This window comes from Pseudomonas violetae (genome assembly GCF_023072615.1).
Classification (GTDB): Bacteria; Pseudomonadota; Gammaproteobacteria; order Pseudomonadales; family Pseudomonadaceae; genus Aquipseudomonas; species Aquipseudomonas violetae.
The window spans coordinates 115,262-123,141 of record NZ_JAKNRW010000013.1 but is presented as its reverse complement, the minus strand read 5'-3'; the positions used below and the strand labels follow the sequence as shown (position 1 = coordinate 123,141).

The following is a 7,880-nucleotide window of genomic DNA, read 5'->3' as shown; positions in this document are numbered from 1 at the left end:
GCCAGCAAGCGCAGCGTCTGGACGACCTGGACATGCGCATGCGCCGCGCCTTCGAGCGCAGCCTGAACACCCGTCGCGAACGCTTGATCCGCCTGGAAACCCGCCTCGCCGGCCAGCATCCCGGTCGGCAGTTGGCAATGTTGCGCCAGCGCCTCGACAGCCTGGCCGAGCGCCTGCCCCGAGCCATACGCGAAGGTCTCAAAGGCCGGCGCATGCAGCTGCAAAGCCAGATGCAGACCCTGCACGTGGTCAGCCCGTTGGCGACCCTCGGCCGCGGCTACAGCATTCTGCTGGATGAACGCGGCAACGCGATCCGCAACGCCGCCCAGACCCACACCGGCCAGCGCCTCAAAGCCAGGCTGGGCGAAGGCGAGTTGCAAGTCCGGGTCGAAGACAATCACCTGACGCCCGTCACCCTTTCTTTACTGGATTGATCCATGCCGCGTTTTCTTGCACCGCTGTTGTTGCTATGCCTTACCTTCAACGCCCACGCCGACAGCTACATCACCCGCCTGCTCAACAAACCGGTGCCGGGCGGCGTGGCGGTGGTGGATCTGGGAGCATCGGCCCAAGCGCCGAAGGCCAGCTACCAGGGCAAACCGGTGCTGGTGGTCAAGGAACAGAACAACTGGCTGGCCATCGTCGGCGTGCCGCTGACGGTCAAGCCGGGCACCCAGCAAGTCAGCAGCGGTGGGCGTAACCTCACATTCACCGTAGGCACCAAGAAGTACCCGGAACAGCACATCACCCTGAAAAACACCCAGCAGGTCAATCCGAACCCGGCCAACCTCAAGCGCATCGAGGGCGAACTGGCCGAACAGATCCAGGCCTACCGCAGCTTCAGCCCGAACACCCCGAGCAACCTGCTGCTGGACAAACCGGTCAACGGCCCCCTCTCCAGCAAATTCGGCGTGCGCCGCTTCTTCAACGGCGAAGAACGCAACGCCCACTCCGGCCTGGACTTCGCCGTGCCTGCCGGCACCCCGATCAAGACTCCTGCCGCCGGCAAGGTGATCCTGATCGGCAACTACTTCTTCAACGGCAACACCGTGTTCGTCGACCACGGCCAGGGGTTCATCAGCATGTTCTGCCACATGTCGAAAATCGACGTGAAAGTAGGCCAGCAAATGCCCCGCGGCGGCGTAGTCGGCAAAGTCGGGGCCACCGGCCGCGCAACTGGCCCGCACATGCACTGGAATGTGAGCTTGAATGATGCGCGAGTGGACCCGGCGATTTTCATTGGGGCGTTTCAGCCTTGAGTGAAGTTGGCCCTCTCACACCACCCGCACGTTCAACGCATTAGTCGCCACACCGTGACAACCGCAGGACAGCAGATGACCTTCCAGCACCACTGGAATGCCATTCATGCGCCTGCGTGGATGGCCTTCTACGAAAGTGAAAATGCCCAGATGCGATGGGCAGGTGGCCTTGTCACCTAAAACAGCGGGTGTCTTGCCATTGAGCCGATGAGTGTTCGAAAGCTGGCAGGACACGACGATGCCACCGCTGCTGGTCGGATCGCCAAGGCAGATGGGATGAGTCATGGTCTTGGTCCCGGCATGCGGAAGACGAAGGGGTCGACGCCGTGGGTTTGCTGGTTTTTCGCTTTGCGGGCTACGTCCGGTGGGCGGACCATTTGTACAGTGACGCTATCGTCGTCGCCGGTGTAAACCACCGCGCTGGTTCCACCGTCCTTGTAACTGGCGATAGTGGCAAGGTTGATTTCGACCAGGGCGCTGCTGACACCGGTATTACCCAAGCGACGGCCGATGTCGTAGCCCTCTTCGACGTTGCCCAACTCAAGGCCATGCCCATCGGTGTTTAGACCGTGCAGTGCGATGGTGAGGGCGATTTCACCTTTGGTGTTGTCGGTGCTGTCGTAGAAAACCCGAACTGGTTTTTCGCCCTTTGGCAGGGTTTCGAGCGCCTGTAGCCAGCCGGCTTGGAGGGCTTTCGCCTGGAGCGCGGGTTTGAGTAGTTTGCCGTTATCGTCACGCATCGGGACTTTGATTGGGCGGTGCAGGTAGCCGAGGATCGGCGCACGGTCGAACTCTTGGACTTGATGGTTGGCCCAGCGTACCGGCAACCATGGGGAGGGCTCGAAGTATCCGGGGCCTTGGTTGTTGAGGGTTTTCCAGAGAGTGGGGAGTTGGGATTGCCAATAAGCTGAGGACATGGTGCTCGGAGCCCTTGGGTTTTTAATCCCTTTTGCTCGCTGTGCATTCTCATACCAGTCAATGAACGCTCGGTCGCGATCCCAGTAGAACGCCCAAAGTTTGCCGAAGTCCGTCTTCTTGTTTTGATTGTCTTCCGAGTCTTGGGTTGCAAAAGGCCGGATATAACGGTCCACACGATCCGAACGCGAGACCAGAATACCGGCGACGCTTTCGAAAACTGTTGGTACAACTTGGACGTTCTGCATTGCGGAAGTACCTGGCTTTCGGTAAATGTCCCGTGGGACATCCCCATCCCTACTCGCTATCAGCGCTTGAGGCACTTGCGGGTTCTCGTCAAAAAATACGAATAGCCGCTCGAGCATCGCCTGTGCGTGAGGGGCGTTCTCGTCGTCTTGCCAGAGAAATTGCGTAACGCCCAAGGTGGCAGCATTTCGACCAGAATTGATCAAGCCAGCGGCTTTGAAACCTGTTTCAAAAGGATCCGGTGGCCCCAATGCAAATACAGGAATCGGCCAATACGCAACTGCGTCGCTAGCTGAATGCGTAAACGCAGCTCGGATCGCAAGCCGGCTGGTGTTGGTCCTGGATGTCACCGAGGCATTGTAATCCTCGGGACTGCGCGAATAAATGGAGACAAAATTGTTTGCTTTTTTCTCAATTTCTCTCCACACCGACGATTGATACCACCCTTTTACCGCAAGTCCCACCCCTCGTATTTCCAGTGAATACGTACGCTCGTGGGTAGCGATTTGCGCAGATTGATTAGCCAAAAGCTCTGATCTGTACGCTGCAAGTTGTTCCTTCTCAAAAGCAACGGCATTCCCAAACCAGTGAACGCTGTAAACCAACACCAGTACACCAAAAATACCTGCGATTCCCCAACGCATAAATGCACCCATCTCCTTTGGTTTCCAATCTTCAAATGGCGTCGCACTAATCACGTATATTGAAACCCCCAACCCTATAGCGATGAGAATCGCTGCCCCCCATAAATAGCCCTTCAGCTTCGGTCGCTGAGATTCGTCGTATCGGCGATCCCTCATTCCGCACCTCCATTTGCTGAAGGAACCTGGAGCAACATCGGAGGTGTCATCGACACCAATTCATCCGAGGGAAACACACCCTTGTCGTAATAACGGTAACTGGCATCTACCAAAGACTGCGCCTCAGCACTAAGCCGAGACCAACCACGTAAGCCGCTAACCTGATCAAATCTATCTTCATCTAACTTCCAATCCGCAATCGCCACCAACACCTCCCGCATATCAGGATCATCCAGACACTTCGCCTGCCCGATCGCGATATCCATAGCAGTCACCCAACGATGATTCTCCGGGCTGCGCAACACCGCCGAGTGATAGCTGTTTTCACTCCACTCCTTGGTATCAACTTCCATGCGCGCACGAATTTCATTTGGCGTTTCTTCGCGTTCGTAACGGTAGTGATTCTGGGTACCGAGCAGCGCGATCCCGGACACTGTGGTTCGTTGGAAGGCCTGTGTCTGGTCGTCGGGCTCCCTGCCCTTGTTCCAACGCTCGCGCACGACTTCCACATCGAGCCGATCCGGCAGGTTCTGCACAAATTTCCATTTGAACGCTGCGCTGGGATTGCCCAAGGCGGCGTTTTGCGAGACGGCATCGGGACGGTCCATACCGGACTTGTGAGTGGAGCCGGTTAGCGCTTCGCCACCGAACATCTGCGGTGCGTGAGGTGGGTGCAATTGCTCGGCATTGATGTTGCGCTCCTGGCCTTCCTCGATCGGCGCACGCGTAGCAACGGCTGTGGCTGACCAACCGCCTGGATAGCGCGGTTCGCCCTTGGCTCGCATGCATTCCTGTTGCGCGGCTTTGCCGACCATAACCGGCTGGTCGTCTCGCAGGCGCTTGGTCCACAGGCGCTGGTAGAAGCGCAGGGACTGCAAGGCATTCATGGCCGGCGCGCCATCGGGTAACTCGTCGGGCACGCCGTATGTGCCGATGCCTTGCACGTCATCCAGGGCAACAGTGGTGTCGTCCGGGCAGAAATACAGATAGACCTTGCCGCGATTGTCGCGCTCGGGAAATACCACGGTTTTACCGTCGGCACCTAAACGCTGGCCCTGCTCAGGGGACCAACGCGGACCAGAGCGGCCACCGTATCCCCGCACGCCACAGCGCAAGGCATCAAGGGACGGTTGTGCGTGAGGTGCCTGGGTGATCTGTTGCACGATATCGATCAGCACTTGAAGGGTGTTTGAATTTTTTGGCGTGGCGCCCGGCAACACTGAGTAAGGCGAGTCCACCATGATTGTGCAGTCAGCGCAGCGCTCTCCCCGATCCACCAGCATGGCTTGCGCGAGCAAGGTGATCAGCGTGCCCTGGCTGTGGCCCATGATGGTGATGGTTTCATTGGGAGAGACGCGGCGAATTTCACTGACCAGCATGGCCAGACGGGTCGCCGCCAACACAAAGTATCGACGATGCGGCCCCTTGCCCATGTACTGGGAGTTGGGCAGTCCCAGTTGCGCCAAATGGCGCACCTGGGCGGCGAACCCAGTCGCGTACATCTCCCGCAAATTATTGGTGGCATTGGCGAAAAAACCACCGCCCTTGGCGAAGTGACGGTCCAGGCGGTTATGAAATTTGTCCTGAAACTGATTTCGAAGCCTGGCCGGATCACCCCTTTCGTCCCGCTTGATTTCCGCTGGCTCGGCCCGGTATCCCCAGTAAAACGGGATCATCAAACTACGCGTCCTGGGGTTCGTGGTGTCGCGCTGGTAGAGGTAGGTATCGGGATCATCCAGCACGGTTCTGTGCTCATCTTCGAGCTGCTCGCGCGGTAAAGCTTGCGCTTGACTGTAATCAGCCCCATACCGCCCTGCCCTGAGATCCGGCCGATCCAGCCGCTCATTCACCCCCTGACACAATCCCGTTTCCACCGACTCGTACGACGCTCCCGGGTCGTTGACCCCGTGCAGGAAAATCACCACCCCAGGCAAATCTGCGGGCACTTCCAACTTGCGCTCGGTGGTGCAGTTGAGGATCAACCGAAAGGAAGCCTGCGCTACCGTGTGAACATTTGAGTCGGTCATTTGCTCTCTCCACCGGCGTCGGTTTTACGAGTTGCCTTCACCTTGCCGCGATGCATCACCTCCCGCTCTACCCGCTCGGTCAAACCCACTGCATCCGTCAGCCCCTGCACCACGCTGCCATCCCCCACTTCGATCTGGTACGCGTGGTCAGCCGCCATTAGCGAGCTGTTGCCAGCGTGACCCGGGAAGTGAAACGCCAGGCGTTGCGCTGCCGGATCACGGGTGAAGGACGGGATGGAAACGCTGTCGGTTTTCGGGCCGAGCCAGTCGTGGTCACTGGCATGCACCAGGACTTTGTCGTTCGTACCCATTTCGATGCCGCCACCGATCCTGATGTAGCTGCCGTCATCGGCTACCAGGCGGATGGTCGGCGCGCAGATGACCACTTCGCCTTGGGTGGCCGACAGCTGCAGGTTCTTGTGCGCGTTGAGCGTGATGTCATCCTCCTGGGCCTGGACGAGCACCTTGCCGCGGTTGGCGATGGCACTGATGCCGGCATCCTGGGCAAAGGCGCTGATGCCTTTTCCCGCGTTCAGGTGCATAGCCGCGCCACTGGTCAACTGCAGGTGATCCTGGGCCGTGGTGTCGTGGTTTTCACCGGCGTAGTGCACTTGGGACCGAGGGGTGGCGCTGGTGATGCCCGCTTTGGCGGCCAGCGCCAACACGGCATCGCCCGCGCTGTTGCTGTCGGGTGCAGGCCATTTATCCAACGACTGGCGCACTGCTTCGATGCCCTGGCGATCAATCTGCTGGCTGCCACGGGCTGCGGCGGTCTGGCCCAGCGATTGGAACAACTCGCCACACTCAGCCAGCAGCTTCAGCAGTTCCTCGCGGTCGAGCTGCGAGCCCTGCGCATCGTGGCGAGCGTAGGTGGTCAACAACATGCCTTGGGCCGCCCGCAGGGCAATGGCGGCGTCCGTACGAAGCTCGGCACCATTGCCACGGGCCTGGGCTCGCCCATCGGTTCTGGGCGTGGTGAGTTTGCCAAGGTTTAGCGCAGTGGCGTGGTGGGTCGTGCCCACGCGGGCGCGCAACGCACCGGGGGTGTCGTCAAACAGCAGCTCGTTGTAGCCGTTGCCCTTGTGTTCCTGGGTCTGGATGCCGGAGAGTGTTCGATTGCCCGGCAAACCCATGGCGTTACTGAAGCGCGGGGGTCGATGATCGGCGTTGTACAGCACCGAGGTCACCAGGGGCCGGTCAATGTCACCGCCCAGGAAGGTCACCAGCACTTCCTGGCCGATGCGCGGCAAAAACTGATGGCCAAACCCGGCACCGGCACTGGGCATGGCGACCCTTAGCCAGGTGGTGCATTGCGCCGGGTCCTGGCTGCGTTGCCAATGGAAACGCACCTGCACCCGTGCCAGCTCATCGGTGAAGACTTCCTCTCCTTCGGGGCCCGTCACGATGGCGGTGAGGGGGCCAGGAATCGTTGGGCGGGGAATGGTGATTGGCGCGCGATAAGCGATCTTGTGGCGAATGCAGACGAAGCGATTGAGGTACTGCGCCGGTTGCTGCGACAAGTAATTGTTGCTGCCACTGTGCTCGACCATCAGCAACAGGAACTGTCGATCAACCGCAGGATCATCCTCGTGGTCGAAGTGCCCGGTCAGTTCAAAGGAGTAACCGGGCAGCATGGCTCGACAGTTGCTGGCCCCGTGAAACGTTTTGGCTTGCACTTCCAGTGCTTCGAGTCGATGCCGGACCAGGGTCTCGCCATCCTCGGGTAACGGGTGACTGTAGTGACCGGGAAAATCGTAGATTTCATAGGCCGGGACCTCACCCTGTTCGTTGAGGCTGGGCATGCTGACCGGCAGTGGGTTGCGCGGCTGCCGGTAGTCAAATGTCTGGATGGCCATGCAGCCAGACTGCAGGATGCGGTTGCTGCTCCATTGAGTAATCGAGTCGGCGGTCTCGGTGACCGAAGCGCTGTGGTAACGAATCTGCGGTTGCTGCTCGAGCGCCTCCAGGTGACGGGACTGGTCGGTGATGACCAACAGATGCCCATCCATCGAGTGATCGAAGTAGAAGAACCAACCCTCACGCTCTATCAGGCGCAGGACGAAAACCTCATCACTCTCGCGGTATTGAGTGATGTAGCTGTGGGGTTTGAGCGGGTGCTGCAGGCGAAACGTAAAGTTGGCCAGCGCGCCATAAGCCGCAAAAACCTGGCGGATGACGTCCTCGATCGTTTGCTCTTGAAATATCCGCGAATCAAATCGCCGCGAGAGCATCCACAACCAGGGGCTCAATGTTGCGGAATAATGCGCCAGCCCCCCGTCACTGTATTGCAGGCTGAAACGACTGATATAGCCATGAATGTAACGAGCGCCACCGCACGCCAGTTCGATGTCCAGCAAGGCGGGCTGACCGATCAGGGTCTTGAGCGGAAGGTGCGCATCCTGACTGATCAGCGCCAACTCGAACCCGAACAGCGTGGACAATCCTTCACTGCCCGAATAGCGCTCCAACAGCAATTCCTGCGCGCCGTCAGTGGCCGATGTGAACTTGATCAGACGGCGAGTCTGCGGCGACAATATTTTTGTTAGTTCCATTAACAAGTTTCCTGCGACCTGGTTTTTGGGTGCTCGGGTTGTTGCATTTCGCTGGAAATACAAGCACACAAATTAGGACGC

The 7,880-nt window shown here is 59.0% G+C and carries 6 protein-coding genes; 2 read left to right on the top strand and 4 right to left on the bottom strand.

The annotated features are described in order from the left end of the window. On the top strand, positions 1-434 hold a 434-nt coding region (locus L9059_RS17120; protein WP_282615507.1), incomplete at its 5' end, for an exodeoxyribonuclease VII large subunit. A 3-nt stretch (positions 435-437) separates the two neighbouring features. Continuing rightward, the gene (locus L9059_RS17115) at positions 438-1,259 is read left to right on the top strand and encodes a M23 family metallopeptidase (protein WP_247292156.1); all 822 of its coding nucleotides are present in this window, start codon (positions 438-440) and stop codon (positions 1,257-1,259) included. Positions 1,260-1,274: 15 nt separating this feature from the next. On the opposite strand, the gene L9059_RS17110 is transcribed toward L9059_RS17115, so the two are convergent. From L9059_RS17110 to L9059_RS17095, 4 genes are read right to left on the bottom strand one after another with little or no spacing between them, the layout of a single operon-like run. Further along, positions 1,275-1,544: a PAAR domain-containing protein gene (locus tag L9059_RS17110; protein ID WP_247292155.1), complete on the bottom strand. Its 270-nt coding sequence runs from the start codon at positions 1,542-1,544 to the stop codon at positions 1,275-1,277. Then, positions 1,541-3,220 carry a type VI lipase adapter Tla3 domain-containing protein gene (locus L9059_RS17105; RefSeq protein ID WP_247292154.1) on the bottom strand — a complete coding sequence of 560 codons (1,680 nt, stop codon included), beginning with the start codon at positions 3,218-3,220 and terminating at the stop codon, positions 1,541-1,543. The genes L9059_RS17110 and L9059_RS17105 overlap by 4 nt, the downstream gene beginning before the upstream one ends. Next, positions 3,217-5,247 (bottom strand): T6SS effector phospholipase Tle3 domain-containing protein, encoded by a 2,031-nt coding sequence (locus L9059_RS17100; RefSeq protein ID WP_247292153.1) that lies wholly within the window; start codon positions 5,245-5,247, stop codon positions 3,217-3,219. The genes L9059_RS17105 and L9059_RS17100 overlap by 4 nt, the downstream gene beginning before the upstream one ends. Next, entirely contained in the window at positions 5,244-7,799 is a 2,556-nt protein-coding gene (locus tag L9059_RS17095; protein ID WP_428480280.1) for a type VI secretion system Vgr family protein, read from the bottom strand. Before L9059_RS17095 ends, L9059_RS17100 begins: the two co-directional genes overlap by 4 nt. Positions 7,800-7,880: the final 81 nt, after the last annotated feature.

Coding starts and splice junctions, on each gene's coding strand:
- L9059_RS17115 (WP_247292156.1), top strand. CDS start 438: ATGCCGCGTTTTCTTGCACCGCTGTTGTTGCTATGCCTTACCTTCAAC.
- L9059_RS17110 (WP_247292155.1), bottom strand. CDS start 1,544: ATGACTCATCCCATCTGCCTTGGCGATCCGACCAGCAGCGGTGGCATC.
- L9059_RS17105 (WP_247292154.1), bottom strand. CDS start 3,220: ATGAGGGATCGCCGATACGACGAATCTCAGCGACCGAAGCTGAAGGGC.
- L9059_RS17100 (WP_247292153.1), bottom strand. CDS start 5,247: ATGACCGACTCAAATGTTCACACGGTAGCGCAGGCTTCCTTTCGGTTG.
- L9059_RS17095 (WP_428480280.1), bottom strand. CDS start 7,799: ATGGAACTAACAAAAATATTGTCGCCGCAGACTCGCCGTCTGATCAAG.